Annotated in this window: 12 protein-coding genes; 8 read left to right on the top strand and 4 right to left on the bottom strand. The window is 49.5% G+C overall.

What is annotated here, in order from left to right; genetic code table 11:
- Window positions 1–76: 76 nt before the first annotated feature.
- The 3 genes from V3C20_RS09810 to V3C20_RS09800 all read right to left on the bottom strand — a co-directional run bounded on the left by V3C20_RS09810 (window position 77) and on the right by V3C20_RS09800 (window position 4,228).
- Window positions 77–604, bottom strand: a complete 528-nt coding sequence (locus V3C20_RS09810; protein WP_130083843.1) for a hypothetical protein — start codon at window positions 602–604, stop codon at window positions 77–79.
- A gap of 355 nt (window positions 605–959) precedes the next feature.
- Window positions 960–2,945 (bottom strand): hypothetical protein, encoded by a 1,986-nt coding sequence (locus V3C20_RS09805; protein ID WP_149874178.1) that lies wholly within the window; start codon window positions 2,943–2,945, stop codon window positions 960–962.
- Window positions 2,946–3,166: 221 nt separating this feature from the next.
- Entirely contained in the window at window positions 3,167–4,228 is a 1,062-nt protein-coding gene (locus tag V3C20_RS09800) for a hypothetical protein (RefSeq protein ID WP_130083845.1), read from the bottom strand.
- A 747-nt stretch (window positions 4,229–4,975) separates the two neighbouring features.
- On the opposite strand from V3C20_RS09800, the gene V3C20_RS09795 reads away from it, so the two are divergent.
- The 6 genes from V3C20_RS09795 (at window position 4,976) to V3C20_RS09770 (ending at window position 12,151) form a co-directional block, all read left to right on the top strand.
- Window positions 4,976–6,016: a hypothetical protein gene (locus V3C20_RS09795; protein WP_130083846.1), complete on the top strand. Its 1,041-nt coding sequence runs from the start codon at window positions 4,976–4,978 to the stop codon at window positions 6,014–6,016.
- Entirely contained in the window at window positions 6,006–6,824 is an 819-nt protein-coding gene (locus V3C20_RS09790) for a nucleotidyl transferase AbiEii/AbiGii toxin family protein (protein WP_130083847.1), read from the top strand. Before V3C20_RS09795 ends, V3C20_RS09790 begins: the two co-directional genes overlap by 11 nt.
- A 263-nt stretch (window positions 6,825–7,087) precedes the next feature.
- Window positions 7,088–7,780 (top strand): hypothetical protein, encoded by a 693-nt coding sequence (locus tag V3C20_RS09785; RefSeq protein ID WP_130083848.1) that lies wholly within the window; start codon window positions 7,088–7,090, stop codon window positions 7,778–7,780.
- A gap of 1,556 nt (window positions 7,781–9,336) precedes the next feature.
- Window positions 9,337–11,241 (top strand): hypothetical protein, encoded by a 1,905-nt coding sequence (locus V3C20_RS09780; protein WP_130083849.1) that lies wholly within the window; start codon window positions 9,337–9,339, stop codon window positions 11,239–11,241.
- Window positions 11,242–11,292: 51 nt separating this feature from the next.
- The gene (locus V3C20_RS09775; RefSeq protein WP_130083850.1) at window positions 11,293–11,553 is read left to right on the top strand and encodes a hypothetical protein; all 261 of its coding nucleotides are present in this window, start codon (window positions 11,293–11,295) and stop codon (window positions 11,551–11,553) included.
- Between the two features lie 91 nt (window positions 11,554–11,644).
- Entirely contained in the window at window positions 11,645–12,151 is a 507-nt protein-coding gene (locus tag V3C20_RS09770; RefSeq protein ID WP_130083851.1) for an 8-oxo-dGTP diphosphatase, read from the top strand.
- 183 nt (window positions 12,152–12,334) lie between these two features.
- Here V3C20_RS09770 and V3C20_RS09765 read toward each other — a convergent pair whose 3' ends face one another.
- Window positions 12,335–13,471, bottom strand: coding sequence for an autotransporter outer membrane beta-barrel domain-containing protein (locus V3C20_RS09765; protein ID WP_130083852.1), 1,137 nt, complete (start codon window positions 13,469–13,471; stop codon window positions 12,335–12,337).
- 393 nt (window positions 13,472–13,864) lie between these two features.
- Between V3C20_RS09765 and kbl the strand changes: the two genes are divergently transcribed.
- Together kbl and V3C20_RS09755 are read left to right on the top strand one after the other, a co-directional pair.
- A complete protein-coding gene (kbl, locus tag V3C20_RS09760) occupies window positions 13,865–15,064 on the top strand; it encodes a glycine C-acetyltransferase (RefSeq protein WP_130083853.1) in 1,200 nt (399 codons plus the stop codon).
- Window positions 15,065–15,079: 15 nt separating this feature from the next.
- Window positions 15,080–17,713, top strand: a complete 2,634-nt coding sequence (locus V3C20_RS09755; RefSeq protein ID WP_130083854.1) for an SUMF1/EgtB/PvdO family nonheme iron enzyme — start codon at window positions 15,080–15,082, stop codon at window positions 17,711–17,713.
- Window positions 17,714–17,823 lie beyond the last annotated feature (110 nt).

Here is a 17,823-nt window from a genome sequence, read left to right as displayed (position 1 = left end):
CCTTCCATGGAGGAGGACAAGTAAGAGGGACACAAGCAGATGCACACCGTATTCCAAACACAACTTTTGTCTTGTGTCAGGCATAGTTCCCGGAGGAAGAAGCCTTTCGGGATGTTGCTCCTGATGTTTCGATCAATTCTTTGATCAGGGTAGACGCTTCCAGCTTGTTCAGCTGAGAGACGCCTTTGCTGAAACAGAGTACGGCCAGATCATGAAGTGCGGAATCGTTCATACCGTTTTTGCGGGCTAGAGAGAGTATGACCTGCTTCTGTTTCTCGGAACAATTCCATGCCTGTTGATCGGAAGAAACGGTGGCAGAGCGTTTATCCCCGGATGGTTGCATGGAAATCCGGGGAACTTGGCGCATGGCAGGAAGCGAAGGGCCGGATACATCTCCCAAACCATAGGAGGCATCGGGGACAAATCCGACCTGCTTGATCTGGGCATCCACAGCGGACTGGAGCGAGCTGTAGAGACGTTCTGCGGCGAAATCGAGTTCTGACGTGTTTCCGATTTCCGTTTCGATGGAGACTTCGAACTGATGGGAGGAATACCCCGGCAGGCCGAGGCGTTTGCTGTAGTTGGCGATGAGTTTGATAGCCATGATGATTTGATATGTTGATGGTTGATGATGAAAAGGCCTCTGCACACAACAGCGTGCAGAGGCCGGGAAATGGCGGATACCTACTCCGCTCATCTTCATATAACACCATTGTCATCCTAATTGAGGGAGGAAGGGGGCGGATAATTTCGATCAAATACCTCATTTTTACCAGTAGCCAGGCTTCCTTTGTAATCTTGGGGGGGGGGCGGCTCCGCCCCCGCTCGCTGGCTCTCTTTTTTCTTTTTCGCTTTCGCTCAAAGAAAAAAGGATCCGCTCGACGACGCAAGATTTAACACGGAAGCTTACCTTCCGCCTCACCTTGGGCACGCGTGCCCAAGGTGGCCCTTCCTTCAATTTAAAAATGATGATTTGAACTTGTTTTTTCCAAAGCATGATCTCTTCTGGCATGATATTTTCCGGCATGCCTTTGCACGTATCCTTTTCTCTCCATTCTTCGCAGGAAATTGACCGTTTCCATACCAAGGTTCCGGATGGGCCATCCCTCCGGCGTAATGAGAGCTTTCAAGGATTCCATCTTGATTTGGCTTGCTCTCAGTTTGAGTTCACTATCAGGGGATTCAGACCATAACCGCAGTTTACGATCCATATTAAGAACGGAAAGCCACCATGGGGCTATGGAATCGGCAGCATACGATGGTTCGCTTAAACTGTTCACCAAGTTCTCTATTCGTCCCCGTGAATGTTTAATGACACGATCAATGAGGCGGCACAAGTCATCCAGACTGCCGCACATTCGTTTTTTGCATGCGCCTTCAGGAAAATCCGCAACAAGTCCTCCTCTATTACATCTGAGCTCAAATTTGAGGATGTCTGCTGTCTTGGCGTAGCAGACGAGTTCCATGTCCTTACGCGGATATCCGTGGCAGGATACGAGGCTTTCCTGATTGACCTTTCCGCAATCAATAGCGCCTGACCGCTCTCCATGTGTTCTAAATAGATCCTCTTTGAAATGCCTCTTAAAAAATGGCTCCAGATGTTTGACGATGAACGGAGCATTCCCTGTGGAAAGATAATGGTAGCAGACTTCCATGCTTGTAAGAGTAACGCTCACTCCGTTGTTCCAAATGCTTTCCACGGGATATTTCTTCTGCTGACTCAGGCAATAAGCCCGCTTGATATCCTCCCATTCCATTTCAATGGTGGCAGTCAGCATTTTTTTAAGAATCTCGGTACGTTGTTCTGCGGTAATAGGTGCAGATATCCAGTTGGCCGATTTTTGATCGTGAATGGATGGGTTGTGGAAATAAAGCATAGCCAGCTGTTCTCGTTTGGACCGCTGTTCTGTATGCCCTTCTAAAAGCCAGGGATGATTATTCAATGTTCTCAAGAGATTGGCCATGATATACATGGTGATCTGGACGCTTTCCTTTTGCTGACTGATGAGAAGATTTACATGGGCAAGAGGAGGTTGTACTTCCCTTGGTGAGCGAAATGGCCAACAAGCGCTGAAGTGGCCAGGTAATGAACAATGATTGGTGAGAGTCTTCCGAGGCCCGGTTCCTCCTTGATAAGGAGCCGGCAAATAAAGAGAGAGTTTCCTGGTCGACAATTTCAATTCATTTTCCCGTAATGTCTTTTGATGAACGTTATGCAGCAGGCTCTTACCCAAAGCATGATTGGAAGGGTTGCCTTCCAGATATCTGATGAACCCATTTAGATCGGTTATGCCATGCAGAGCTGTCCTCACGTTCAGAACGATTTTGTCAGGCAGGGCTTTTTCTTGAGAAGGAAGTGGACATCCCCACAAGAAGGTATCCCAGGTACATGGGGTGTGAGAAGGGACTGCTTGGAATGGCTGCTCCGTTTGGTTTGGATTTTCTAGTTCACAGAGAGCCTTTGTCTTTGGCTTCCGGATAGATCTGCATCGTCGAACAACACGGATGAGAGCAGATTGTCCTTCCCGCTTCAAACGCTGTTCCGTTGCATGAATGTCTACAAAACGGCTTTTCCCGATGTTCAGGATACAGAGAAGCCCGCTCTTCTCCCAATTGTAGACCGTCCTGCGGCATGGCATGGCAGAAGGGAGGAACAAAGAAACGCCCCACGGGAAAAGCGACAATTTGACAAGGGTAGTTTTCCCGAATTCGTACCGAAATCCTCTTTGCAAAGCCTGTTCTTCCAAGTTTGTCTTCAAGGTTGACAAATCTATAAGCCTTTCTTCCTTTATTCTTGTGACGGGAAGAATTCTTCCTTTAACCCACGAATAAAGAGTGACTTGGGATGGTGTAGAGCCTTGTGCAAAAAAATCGTTATTATCTACGAATTCTTTGATTCGACAATATTGAGATTCCGATATGGAGGATGCCTGTGCTGACCGCATCCTTCCGGAATTTACTCAGACTGCGGATAATTTAATCAACTATCGTACATGGAATTTCACTTTCTGATTTTCAATCACAAGCGACTTACAATGAATATACCAAATATTGAGTGCGTCCTATATCAGAAGTTCATGAGAAACGGATGCGGAGGGTATATGGCTCCTGCATGCCGACTTTTGAAAACTCAATGGTTCATTTTCCGGAAAATGAAATTTATCTTTTACGAAGTCGGGAACCAGCCGAATCCCCAACGGGTCAAGAGTTGTGCCAACGTGGTATTGGATGAACATCTGGCTCCTCCTTCCTGCAGCCTGGAAGAGATGGACAGGATTGAAGAAGAGTCTTTCTTGCAGGAGGTGGAAGGCGGAAACAATTGAATCCATTTTTCACGCACATCCCAGCGAGTGAAATTCTTAAATCCTTTTTCCGAACACAGAGTGATGAAAACCAGTTTGAGAGCACGCCAGGTATTGACTCCATGGGGGTGTTCTGCTGGCTGTGCGATATCCATGGCAAGAATTCTGTCTGCTTCTTCTCTTCCCCATGCGGAAGTGATATTTTCCATGGACCATCCCAAGGTATCCCTGGAATCCAGGAGGGATTCGTTTTGAAAATCTTCAACGGGCGTTTCCAAAAATTTTGCGGCCTTTTCTAAGGGAAATGCTTTCAACATGTCGGCAGCTCTGCGGAGTTTTTTTATCAACTGTTCGCACTCCCGGGGTGTTTTGACGATGGATTGGGCATACACTTTTTCACTTCTCAATACTTTTTCATCATCAAAAGAACAGTTCGGGTCGAAAAGATCGGTTGATTCGAGCCTCATACCTTCGGCACAATACGATTCCCAGGGCAGAGAGTAATAAAGATCCAGATACTCTTCCGAAAAAACTCCGTATTCATCAACGACGCCGGCTTCCTTGATTTTTGGCTTCAGGAGCTGCCTGGGGAAAAGAGTCTGCGTGTATTGAAACGCAGATGTATGAATATCAATACGGAAGGGGAGATTTTGGGCATACCTCAGGGCACTCAGATACCCTCCTTTTTCTCTGAGTTCTTTTTCAATTTCCTTACGCAATATTCCTTCTTTGAGGCCTTTTTCAACAGATGCTTTTTGATTCTTCTCTGATGCTGCAAGGATTTCTCTCCATCGGCTTATGAGACGATTTCTGGCTGAGCATATTCGCTTCTGTTTTCCCTTTGGTGTTTCGATAGAGACTTCCTCCGAATACTCCCAATATTCAGATTGGAGTAAAGGGAGGTGAGCTCGTCCTTGAGTAGCCATGATTTAGATTAAGATGAGATTTTCTCTCAAGCAAGCAGCAAAGGGATGCTTAATATTTGATTGTTTTCTCTCAACGCATTACGAACTAAAATCAATTTATTTCCTGTCAGCCCGATAGTTGTCAAAGGAATCCGAACTCTGGGTAAATTCCTTTGGGATGCATTTGGAACAAGCATCTCCCATCCCTGTACCTCAATACTGCCGCACCGGTCAATTCATGACCAACTCTGGAATTTTTGTTTCAGGGTCATCTCCCTCATGGGGAACCGTCCATGCCTGGATTGAAGACAAACACCTTCCTGTGAAACGGATAGGAAAGACGATATTTATAGACATGAAAGCGCTATTCCAGCGTCTGGAACGACAAGCTCGCGTAAATGGGTTCCGATATGTCATGGAGGAAACTCAACTTGTCAAATTATCGCTTTTCCCTAAAGGAACCGACTTGTTCGAGTCTTCGTCCTGCCCCTGCCGCAGAACAGTCTACAACTGGGAAAAGAAAGGCATTCTTTGCATCCTGTGTCTGGGAAGCAGCCGATTTGTCGACCTCAGGGCGACGAGGGAGCGCTTGCAAAGGGAACATTCATCCTCTCATTAACATAGTTGCCGTTGCCCCCTTTTTGATCATTCACTCAAAAACTTTAGCGCTTGAATTTACTCTATATGTAGAATTTACTGACAAAGTGAATTTTGAATATAGAGTAAATTTATGTTGTGCATATAAAGCAGATCAAGTAGAAGAGTCCTATGGAGTCAAGGCAGAAGGCATCTCTTATTTCTACAGAAAATGAATTGCGTGAGGCATTCGCAAAGCTTCACGATACATGGGACTTTCCGCGACTGTTCATTGAGCCAACCAGAGCAGTTCTTGATTTTGAGGAATATGATGATGCCGGGAAGCCGCAGGGATACATTGAACTGCCGACGGTTTACAGGCTGATGCCGCCTCGAAATCTGGATTCCTTTAGGGATCAATTACTCGTTCTTCCCTGTATTCCAGCGGGGCCGTTCGTGAAAAAAGCCTTGGAGGCTCATGTTGCCGTTGCTGATCCCAATGGAGCGTTTTATTACAAAAAAGGGAAAGTTTATTTTGGCAATACTGGAAGCCCCTTGAAACGATTTCGATTCAACAAGGGCGCCAGAGACTTGTTCTCCGGGAAAAGCGAACGCATTGTCCGGGCTCTTCTTTTCAATGTTTCCAAAAAATGGAGCCAAAAGGATTTGGCCGCATCAACAGGAACGAGTACAGCCTTGGTGAATAAAGTCATCAAGAGGCTGGAGGATAGGCAATTTATTGATCGTCATCCTTATCGGCAAGTTTCTCTTCTTCATGAACGGGAGTTGTTGGACATATGGCATGAAAAGCGCGCTCATCAGAGAGTTGTCCGGTATTCCATTGTAGGGACCGGTATTGCCGAACTGGCTGATATGGTGCATCAGTGGGCGGAACAGAACGGAGTCAGGATAGGGTTTACGCAATGGGTTGGGGCCTGGCAACGCGCCGCTTTTACGGAACCAGTCATTTGTAGTGCCTATGTGTCTCGTATTCCGAATTTGTCTGAATTGTCTCCGGGGCTGGTGGGGAGAAGAGTGGAACAAGGGGGAAATCTGCTCTTGTTCTATCCTGAAGATCAGGATGTCCTGCGTCAACTCCAACGTTCCCGTCATGTCCCTCTGGTTTCGGATGCGCAAATTTATATCGATTTGAAGGGACAGGGACTGAGGAGTGAAGAAGCCCTGGAGGCACTTGTACAATGTCCGGATTTTTGCAGGAATCATGAAATTTGATCATTATACCAGCTACAGCGAAGTTATTACGAATCATGCGGGAAAGGTGCTTGCCTCCCTGTGGGGAGCCTTGGAAAACTATCGTCATGGCATGGTTTTAATAGGGGGCCTGGTGCCCAGGTTCATCTGTTCCGGCAATATGAATACCACTCTCTTGAGGCCGGTGACTCTTGATGTGGATTTGGGAATCAGTGTTGCCGTAGACGGGGACATGTCACCTATCGATTGGAAATTGAGAGCATTGGGGTATCGGGAAGATCAGAAGGAAGGAGGGCGTTTTATGGCAGATATAGATGGCATTCGTATCCCTATTGACTTTCTCACAGAGCACGTCCGCCCCACCAGTTCGATAGAAATAGCCGGAATCAGAGCCAGTAATTTGCTGGGCGTTAAACGGGCTATCGAGTCCTCCCGCAAAATCATGTTTGAAGTTCCAGATGAAGAGGGGGAGGCCATACAGGTTCCTCTGCGTGTTTGTGAAGCAGGAGCTTTCCTCATGCTTAAGTTGCGGGCGTTTCTTCATCGCCGCCAACCCAAGGATGCCTACGACCTGTATTACGTCATGCGCTACTACGATGGGAAGCATCAGGATGGCTGGAATATTTTCCAACAGTTTGCATTCGAGAAGAAATCGGGCAATACCGCAACACAGGACGCACTTCAATGTCTGGAAACCTGTTTCGGCAGGGAAGAAGACGAAGGTCCCTCCAAAGCCGCCGATTTTGTGGGGACATACGTTTCTTCTGAAATGGCTCTGGAAATTCGTCAAACTCTCGTGACTGCGGCAGAGGCTTTGTCACGTTGTTAATGATGCAATTTTCAGTAAGACGAGGTATCGGGAAGAGGTCTTACAGGTGCTTTTTTCTTCTTATCCACTGTCTGGGAATACTTGGTTCGTCGACCTCTGGGCGACGAAGGAGCGATTGAAAGGGGAGCATTTGTCCTCTCATTAACCTCGCTACCAGTGAATGCACTTGATATTCGTCATCAATTCTAGCGATTTTTGCGCACTTATTTCATTTCAAGTTGATTTTCCCTGCAATTCTCGCTAACTTTTCTCTATTCGATCACATGGCTTCTTTCCTGTACAAGCAGTTCGGGACTGTTCCTGTCAATACACATACCCTTAAGTCTGCGCTTAAGGAGTACAAGGCTCCTATGGCCAAGATATCCCTCCTGCAGCGAGAAGGCGTCATTCTCAACCTTCGCCGGGATCTTTACCTGTGTCTTCCCGAAGATGGGGAAGGCACCTATTCGCGTGAACTTGTCGCGAATCATCTTCTTCATCCCTCCTATGTTTCTCATGAAACGGTATTATCCCAGGCAGGAGTAATTCCGGAACGGGTGACTCTCCTCAAGTCCTCCTGCATGAAGCGGAGCAAGACGTTTGACAACGCGACAGGCCGCTACGAATACATTCAGGTTCCTGAGGCTTATTTTCCGATTGGACTGACCCGGCAAAAGACGGAAGAAGGATATTTCTACCTGACAGCGACTCCCGAAAAAGCCTTGTGCGATTTGATTGTATCTTCGTCCAATCTCCGCATTCAATCGATGAAGACCATGCGGTCTTATTTGGATGAGTACCTGAGAGCTGACTGGGACATGATCGCCGGGATGGATATTTCCATTATTCGGGCATGTGCCGAAAAGACGAACAAGAAAAAGAACGAATTGAATTTTCTGGAAAGGACGATGTCATGCCTTTCATCAAAGATCAGAACAAGCTTAATATCTGGTCGACAGAGTACTTCCTGCAATTAGCGGACATGGTGAAGTTGTCCTAGGAAAATACTCGACCTCATTCGACCAACAAGCCCCTTCTTGCATTCGTTTGATTTACTCCATATTCGGAAATTTACTAATGCAGTGAATTCTGAATATAGAGTAAATTTCCAATCTCTTAAAAAGACGTAAAAGGGCAGATTTTACACCTGCAAAAAGGCGTTCAAAAAGGGCTTGCTTTTGCACGTTTGGTAGCCTATTGGTAGCCGAGAGGGGTTAAAAATCATTTTGCATTGATAATCAATAGTCATACATAGGACTAAGGATCTAGTGGTGATAAACCGTAGGGGTTCGAGTCCCCTCTCGAGCACCAACATTTTCATACCGCAAGTTGTTGATTTTCAGCGATTGCGGTTTTTGTTTTCTTGAAAGTGCAAGATATTAAAACGGTTTTTAAAGGCATTATCTTACAGGTAGAGGGTGTGGATTGGGGCACAAAGAAGCCCTCTCCCCGTTGCAACCAAGCATAAATGCTTGAAAAGGGTTGTATAAGGTTGAAAATCCTCAAATTTGCTATGTTATTGAGGCTAGATGGAAGGGTGACAGGCATAGTTGTCGCAATAAATAGGCAAAAGGTCAATTGTCTCCTATGAGACTCCTGCTGCATGCCGTTGGCTGATATCCGCGTACGTACCGCGAAAGGCCCGCGAGGGAACCGCGGTCATTAGGCGGAGGCTCCCAACCTGTTCTTGATTATACGGATATTCCCGGGAGATAGGTCTATACTGTGGCTGTACTCAATGGTTCTTCAGCCAGACGTGTATTGTTCGTTAGTTTTTTGACGCCAAGTTCTTTCATTACCAGCATCTCAGCATTTCCGGGGATATTCCCAGTTCTTTTATCAGTATCGAAATTCCCGGTTATTGCTGAGGCAGGGTTCTACGCATTTACGTTTGAACTCTTCGCCGTAATGTGTTGCGGTTTCCTTTGGTTCAGGATTGCGGTTCTTCTTTCAATCCTGTCCAGGTTCTGGCCATCCTTTCATCCAATGGAGATTCATTTTGAATTGATTCTCCATGCAATTCCTGCTAGCTTTATTTGATTACATGGAGTTTTTTTTGTCCAAGCAGTTCGGGACTCTTCCTGTCAATACACGTATCCTTAAGTCTGCGCTTAAGGAGTACAAAGCTCCTATGGCCAAAATATTCCTCCTGCAGCCAAAAGGCGTCACTCTCAACCTTTGCCGGAATCCTTACCCGTATCTTCCCGAACAAGGGGAAAGCACCCATTCGCGCGAACTTGTCGCGAATCATCTTTTTCATCCCACCCACGTTTCCTGTGAAACGGTATTATCCCAGACAGGAGTGATTCCGGAACGGGTAACTCCCCTCAAGTCCTCCTGCAGGAAGCGGAGCAAGGTGCTTGACAACGCGACAAGCCTTTACAATGGTGGCCTTCTTCAACAAAGCCGTTTTTTACGGAGGAACATGCCTTCGTAACTTCCATGGGTTGATCACTTTTCAAAGACAGGGACGGAAAATACAACAACAATCAAACTAGAATAACCTTCACTTTTTTCATCAAGGAGCCGGGCTATGAGCTTTAAAAATATTATTTTTCCTATTGCTGCCGCAGCATCGCTGTTTTTTTCAACTGAAACCGATGCGAAAAATTCCGACATTCTAGATACGCAAAAAATTGAAATGTCATTGAAGCAACAAGAAAAAAGCTTAACTGCAACACAACGGGAAGCATGGGATTTTTTTAAAGAAACAGACGATTATAAACGCATGCTGCCGTTCCTGAAAACTTGTCTGCAATTAAATAAAATTTTTTCCAATCCACGCATGATTTATGTTCCGGGCGACAATTTTACCATCATGATTTACAAGCCCAACAAAATAGTACGCGTTCACACATCTCATATTACGCCGGATATTTTTATTCCCAACCATGAAATTTCTCCAAAATATAATAACATTTCTGCGGGCTATGTGGTGCGTCCGAAAGGGGGCATAGCCACTGGAACGGACAAGGATGTTGATCTATTATATCAAAATATCAATCAGAAGATTCACTATCTCGTAACTTTTACAAAACCGAATACAAAAAATAACTCTTACCAATATAATTCAAAAGGGAGCTTCATTGCTCCTCCCGCTTTATATACGAAATCTCTTTCAAAAAAGGAAAAAGAGAAGATAGGCTTACATGAAAGCGAAAGCGAAGATAAAATTAATAATATTTTGGGACGCATTTTAACAAAAGAGCAGATCCTGGAATTGAACGGCACACAAGCTTATTGCCAATTTTGGTTTTCTCCACTGTCACATTACAGTGTTGGTAAACGCGCGTACGATTTTTTCAGTGTTGCACAAATCACTTCGTTGACAAAAGCGGAACAAGTACAGATTCAAGATGCCATCAATGACACTTTTGCCCGTATTTTAAACCACGAATTTTCATCACTCCCTCAAAAAATAAAAAAATTGTCTTTGTATAAAGAAGCTCCGCAAGAACTGGACATTCTCATCGCTCAATTAAATACGATTAATGAAGCACTTAGCCAGGGAGGGATCTTCAGCGGAAACCAAATGATTTCTATTGCCCATACTACGGTTATGGACGATATTTTATCAAAAAACAAGACGGCGATTAATACAGACAGGAAGAGTGAGAAAAGAACAAATCCCCCAATTGTGAAAACTGTGGGAACAGAAATTTCGTATAACATTATTTCAGATGATATTCCCGTCGTTCCAACACAAAAATCTTTTCTTCAAGATGCAAAAGAAATCCAAAATTACATGGAATTCCCGATACCAGACACAGTTTTGCGCACACAACGTACCTTATCAAACGTACAGGATAGTTTAAGTCAGATTATGACGCTTTTGTATACTTATCAAATGCCAAATTTGAATAAGAACGACCTCAAAGCAGGAAAATACGGGGGTTACGTCATTGAATTGCCCGTTTTACTGCATAATAGAAAAGGACGGATTACATTACAAGAAATGCGGCTCGTACAAAAAGTCGATAACCCGATAATGATCGGCATTAACGACACGCTTGGACGCGCTTGGAGATTTAAGGAAGTCATTAACGCGAATCCGAAAGAATGCTCTATGCAGCGTTTATCCAAAGTATTGGCGAAATATAGATTGAAAGATTATGATTATTCCTTTTTAGTTATTTCAAAAAGCGGTCCCCTGACTGATGAAGAAGCCACGGAAACGGCTTATCTGATTAAAACGCAAATCCGCGCTGCTTTTGAATCCTCGCTTGCGAATGTTCAAAAAAATGTGACACGCTTGAATATTTACCGTGAACCCGAAGGGAAAACACATATCGACGTTTTGGTGCAAAAAATTGCCGCCTTTGAACAGCTTGCAAAAAAAACAAGCCTTTTATTTGATTACAAGGACGCTCAACTCCCCTCCTCCCTTGCTCAGGAAAAAATTCTGAGCAGTATTAATAACAAGACATCCGGAATTTGACGGATCCGGGCCAGATAGGGCGGCCGCAAAACATCAGATCAATAACATCAGATGGCTGATTTGCACAATGGGTCATCTATTCTGAATACGTCTAAAAACAATTATATTAATCTCATCCATAGTCCAGATGGAAGTGCAATTCCCGTCACTTTTCAAGGAGCATTCGACAAGGAATATTTCCTAGATTATTTGAATAATCATCTCATCGCTCATCTGCGCATGAAAAATTATGGAGTAATGGGTAATTTGAGTTCTCACAGAGTCGATGAAGTGAACGATTCGGTTGTTCATCCAAAGTATTCCGGAGATTGACGCCGCGGGCAATTTGACCGTTTCCCTACTCATTATGCATTTATTCCGTATTTTTCTTCATGCCGGTCCTTCAATCCTGTAGCATGTGCCCATGCAAGAGAGAAGCAGCGGCTTTCAATGGCCCGCACCGTGGACCCCGGATATTCTCGCTACCCTGATGTTTGTGGTTCAGGAGGGAAAGATTCTTCTGATACGCAAGAAGAGGGGTATAGGAGCGGGGAAAGTGAACGGCCCCGGCGGCAAGTTTGAGCCGGGGGAAACGGCTCTTCAATGCGTTCTGAGGGAAGTCCGGGAAGAGCTGCGGATTAACGTAACAGACGCGCGGGAGATGGGCGTGTTGCATTTTTCCTTTACCTGCAGGACCATTCCGGAAATCCTCTGCCATGTGTTCATGGCTTCGTCGTTCACGGGCACTCCTTCGGAAACGCCGGAGGCAGAGCCTTTTTGGTCTCCCGTAGAGGAGATTCCCTACGATCTCATGTGGCAGGACGACCGGTACTGGCTTCCCGCCATGCTCGGAGGGAAGCGATTCCAGGCGTTTTTCACGTTCGATGGCGATAGAATGCTGGATTATTCCCTCGAAACGGAAGAGGAATAGCCACCCCGTTTCAATTACTCCCGGGTATCCGGCTTTCCGTTCGCAGAAATACGGGGAAAGAAGCGGTTGCCACGAGGCGCACCCGGCACTTCGGCGTTTTTTCCTCCTTTCCCTCCACGTTCCCGGCATCAGCAAAAGGTATTCCGCGCTCCTCCATCTCCACGGTGAGGGACACGAAAGACGTCAGAAGACTACGGCTACGCCCAATGCCGCCCGGTGTTCCGTGCAGGATTCCCGGAAACAGGCCTGATAGGAGGCATAAATGGAGAGGTTTTCGCTGCACACGAAGCGCGACAGGAATTTGGCCTTGAAGGCCTGGCGTGCCGGAGCGTATCCTCTGCCTCTGTACCGGGACTCATAGACGGTGTCGCCGTCCCACCAGATGTCGTTGAAGGTATGGTGGGGATTGTTGCGCCATATGTCCGGGCAGTAGCTTCCGGAAATGGCATTGGTCCACATCATGCCGTTGGAGAAGCGGATGGCGTGTTCCAGCGTCACTCCCACTTCAAGCGCCAGATTGTCGAACGATCCGCGGTTTTCCCACCTGGATTCCCTTCTCCAGTATTCATCATCATCCCACCACCAGGAAGAGTCATAGCCTTCGTCATCATAGTCGTCCTTTTTCACTTTGTTAGAGGCATGCACATAGCTCATCTTGGCGAAAGGCGTGATACTGAAGGACCTGGAGACTTCGTAGCGCCATGCGGCCGACAACGCGACGTTCCAGGTTTCCGTATCCCATGTGGAGTTTTCGTAGTTCATGCCGTGGTGGGCGCATTTGTTATCGGTATTGCCGAATCCCATATTCATGGACAGAAGAAGATGGGATTTTCTTCCGGTCTGCCTGTACAGGGCTCCGTAAATGTTGACCATCATCGTATCCTGGTCAAATTTGTCGCCTTCCAGAAATCCGGCGGGATGGTCCGCCATTTCCTTGATGTTCTGGGTACCGGACATGAAGCCCAGGGACAGGCCGAGCAGCCTTCCCCTTCCACTTTCGGATGCGCAGTAGTCATAGCCCAGGACTCCGCCGCCGGCCGAATAGTCGAAGGCGGGATGCTCGTTCCTGACACTGGCATTTCCGAAGCTTCCCATGCCGCTGAACCAGAAACGCGATTTTTTGCCGTCCTGAAAACGGTGCACGCCCATCTGGGAGTCGATGGCGTCAGAAAAGGCCTGCATGTGGCCCGTAGCCGCCCAGAGGGAATCCAGAGTGGTTTCAGGGCCGCTGTCCGGGAATTGGTTGACGGACTGGGCGTGCAGCAGGGAGGCACACCCGGCGGCGCTCAAACACCATGCATATAAGAAGGATTGTTTCATGACAGGTATAAATGTTTTTGTTTAACAGGTTTGACGAATCAGCAAGGTTGCTACCCGGAAAGCGCAGTAAAATGACGGTTTTGTTTATCCCGGCTTTTTTCAGAAAAAATTTACCTCTTTTTTCCCGCAGGAGATTTCCCGGCAGGAACGGCGGCAATGGCTTTCTGGCTGCCCCGGAAGCCTCAGTTCCATGTCTTTCATGTTCTCCAGGGAAGTCTGTTGAGCCCGGAATACGGCTCTATGCGTCAAGCGCACCGCCGCTTGCCCGGACATTTCGGCGAACCGCTTCTTTAAGCTTTTCCTTCCGGGCCGTTTGTGGTATGGGTGCGGGAGCAATGGCGCAGTCTCCTGCCCTTTTATTTGCTGACTGTTTCAATTCATCCATTATCTGACATGTATACCCCCGAGTTCAAGAATATCCTGACGACCACGCTGAACGGCCTTCGCGAAGAAGGCCTGTACAAGGAAGAACGCTTTATCGCCTCCCAGCAGTATTCCCAGGTAACACTGAAAGACGGCCGCTCCGTCATCAATATGTGCGCCAATAATTACCTTGGCCTGGCCAATAATCCGGAAGTGATGGAAGCGGCCAAGAAGGCGATTGACCAATGGGGGTTCGGCATGGCGTCCGTCCGCTTCATCTGCGGTACTCAGACCCTGCACCGCCAGCTGGAGGAACGCCTTTCCGAATTCCTGGGCACGGAAGACACAATTCTGTTCCCCTCCTGCTTTGACGCCAATGGCGGCCTGTTTGAAGGGCTGCTGACTGCGGACGACGCCATTATTTCCGATTCCCTGAACCATGCCTCCATCATTGACGGGGTACGCCTCTGCAAAGCCAAGCGCTTCCGCTACGCCAACAACGACATGGCAGACCTGGAAGCCAAGCTGCAGGAAGCGGATGCCGCCGGCGCCCGAGTCAAACTGATTTCCACGGACGGCGTCTTTTCCATGGACGGCATCATTGCCCAGCTTGACAAGATTCACGAACTGGCGGCCAAATACAACGCCATCGTCCATTTCGACGACTGCCACGCCACGGGCTTCCTTGGCAAGCGGGGACGCGGGACGCATGAGTACCGCGGCTTGTTCGGCAAGATAGATATCACGACGGGGACACTCGGCAAAGCCCTGGGCGGCGCGTCCGGCGGCTACGTTTCCGGCCCGAAGGAAGTGGTGGACGTCCTGCGTCAGAAGGCGCGCCCATACCTGTTTTCCAACAGCGTGGCCCCGGCGATCGTAGCCGCGTCCATCAAGGTGCTGGACCTTCTGGAAGGTTCCACGGAAGCGCGTGACCGCGTGGAAGCCAATACCAAATATTTCCGTGACGCGATGACCGGCGCCGGCTTCACCATCGGCGGCAAGGATCACCCGATTTCCCCGGTGATGCTGGGGGATGCCGTCCTGTCCCAGCAGTTTTCCGCACAGCTCCTGGACGAAGGCGTGTATGCCGTAGGCTTCTTCTATCCCGTGGTCCCCAAGGGACAGGCACGCATCCGCACTCAGATTTCCGCCGCCCACACCCGCGAACAGCTGGACAAGGCGATTGAAGCCTTCTGCAAAGTAGGCAAGAACCTGGGCATCATTTCCTGATTTCCCGGCCTGCTCATGACTTCGGACGCATCACCCGTACCCGGCGGCAACCTGCCGACACTGCCCGTGAAACGGGTGGTGCGTCCCACCCCTTCCATTCCTGACCATGAAGTGGTTCGCCAGATCGGCAGCGGAGCGTATGGTGAGGTCTGGCTGGCAAAAGCCCTGACGGGCGCGTGGAGGGCCGTCAAAATCGTCTGGAGGGAGGATTTTGAGGACGAACGGACCTTCAACCGGGAGTTTGAGGGCATTCTTCAATACGAACCTATCGCCCGCAACCATCCGGGACTGGTGCACATCCTGCATGTGGGCCGCCACGACGAAGGCTCCCCCTTCTATTATTACGTGATGGAATTGGGCGACGACGCCCGCACAGGAGTCCATATCAACCCGGACGAGTATATTCCCCGCACTCTTCAAACGGACAAGAAGTTTTCCGGCAACAAGCCCCTTCCCCTGGATTATTGCCTGGAGGTGGGCAGCCAGCTTGCCCACGCACTGCTGTACCTGCACAGCAAGAACCTGACGCACCGGGATATCAAGCCCGCCAATGTCATTTTCGTGAACGGGCGGCCCAAACTGGCGGACATCGGCTTGGTGGCCCATCTGGACCAGCGCAGTTTTGTCGGCACGGAGGGGTTCATTCCTCCGGACGGTCCCGGAACCCGCAGGGCGGATGTGTATGCCCTAGCCAAAGTGCTGTATGAGATCAGCACCGGAAAGGACCGCATGGATTTTCCCGAACTGCCGGATGAGTTGCCGGCAGGCACCGTGCAGAAAAAGTGGCAGGCGTTCAACACCATTATCTGCCAGGCCGCGGAACCGCGCGTGGAGGAGTGCACGATCGATTCCGCGGAGGAGCTGGCGGAGAAGATAGACGCCTTGAGGGGGTACGAAGTTCCGTCCCGCTTCCGGCTTCAGAAGAAAAGCCGCCGTAAGTTCAGACGCACCTTCCAGTTGCTGGGGGCCGCCATAGCCGGCGGCCTGACGGCGTACTGGGGAGTCCTATGGCTCAACGAACAGCAGCACGCACAGGAACCGGACACCCCGGCGGAAGCGCATTCCCAACAATCCGCGCCGGAGGAAGAGTCCAAGAACGGGTACGTGCTAGTCACCAGTTCTCCGGCGGGGGCGTCCGTCTATGACGCCGACGGGAATTATCTGGATGAAACGCCTTACGGCCCCATCGAATTGCCTGCCGGCACCACCGTCGTGTACACCATCAAGAAGTCGGGATTTGCGGACAAGGAGGAAACGGGGACCGTTGCCGGAGGTTCCACGCTGGCGCTGGGAGGAATCCTGAAAGAGTACCATCCCCCCACGGACAGGCAGCCCTGGAAGGATACGGAGGGCGTTACCTATCTTCCGGCGGAGACGCGCCACGTGGCGGAGACGCCTCTGACGGCCGCCCTGTTCAACAAGTTCCTGAAGGAAGACAAGCAGCAGGGCAATTTTCAAATGCAGCGGCAACAGGTGCAGCCGGGTCATCCGGAAAAGGATCTGGCCCTGCTAACCCAGGACGGCATTACGGCGTACCTGGCTTGGCTGAACAAGAAGTGCGAACGGGAAGGGCTGCTGGGCAAGGAGTTTTCCATCAGTGCGGACCCGGGGCCACAGGGTTCCGGACGGACAGACGGACGGAACACGTACATCCTGAACGTCACCCGCGTTTTCCAGGTTCCCATCACCGTCACAACCAACCCGCCGGGAGCCAGTGTGTTTTTCAATAACAGGCTCATCGGCAGGACGCCCATTGAGGAATACGTCAACCAGGTCCCTTACGTGATTGAGATCAAACTGCCGGGGCACGCCACGATGCGGCGCAGAGGGCTTGATCCGCAGGATCTGTACCTTTCTCTCCAGCTTGAACCGGATAAATCTGTGGTGTTCGGCGTCCCCTGGACCAACAGCCTGGGGATGGACCTGGTGCCTGCGGGGAGCAATACGCTGGCGATGGCCCATGAAGTACGCGTCAAGGATTTCCAGCAGTTCCTGAAAGCCACGGACCGCAAAGCGCCGGCCAAGCCGGGGTTCCCCCAGGAAGAGGACCACCCGGTGGTGAATGTGAGCAGGCAGGACGCGCGGGCGTTTGCCAAATGGCTCACCAACAGGGAGCGCGCCCAGGGGCTGATTGACCAGCACGATTCCTACCGCCTGCCCAAAGACGCGGAATGGAGCGCCTGGATGCAGCTGGGGGAGGAAAAGGGAGCGTCTCCCTATGAAAAAACGCTGCCGCATGACCATTCCAAGGAGGTGTTTCCGTGGGGGACCTCCTGGCCCCCGCCAAATGGAACAGGCAATTTTGCGGACCAGTCCGCCCTGATTTACCTTCCCTCCTCCCGCGTGATCGTGGACTACGAGGACGGCCAGCCCTACACCGCCCCAGTCAGGTCATTCCCACCCAACCGCCTGGGCCTGTATGACCTGGAAGGCAACGTGATGGAGTGGGTGGACGACAATTACGGAGGCCCTGAAAACCTTCCCATACGCAACCACGGAGTGGCCCGCGGCGGCAGCTATTTGTCTTTCCGCCCCAAGCAGCTCACCACCGGCATCCGCACTCCGCTGCCCGAAAACACGCGGGACGACACCCTGGGGTTCCGCCTCGTTCTTTCCTCGGAACGTCCGCTCGCCCCTTCGGCTCCCTGACGAAGAAAGCCTTTTCTCGCGGCGGGGCCACATCATCGAGGAACGGCTTTCCCCCGGACTGCGGCTTTACTGTTTCTCCCATTCAGGAAAATGTTTGAAAGGGGAGCGCA

The sequence above is a fragment of the Akkermansia sp. RCC_12PD genome, from assembly GCF_036417355.1.
In the GTDB taxonomy this organism is placed as follows: domain Bacteria; phylum Verrucomicrobiota; class Verrucomicrobiia; order Verrucomicrobiales; family Akkermansiaceae; genus Akkermansia.
The sequence above is the reverse complement of the archived record's forward strand: the minus strand, read 5'-3'. Positions and strand labels throughout refer to the sequence as shown.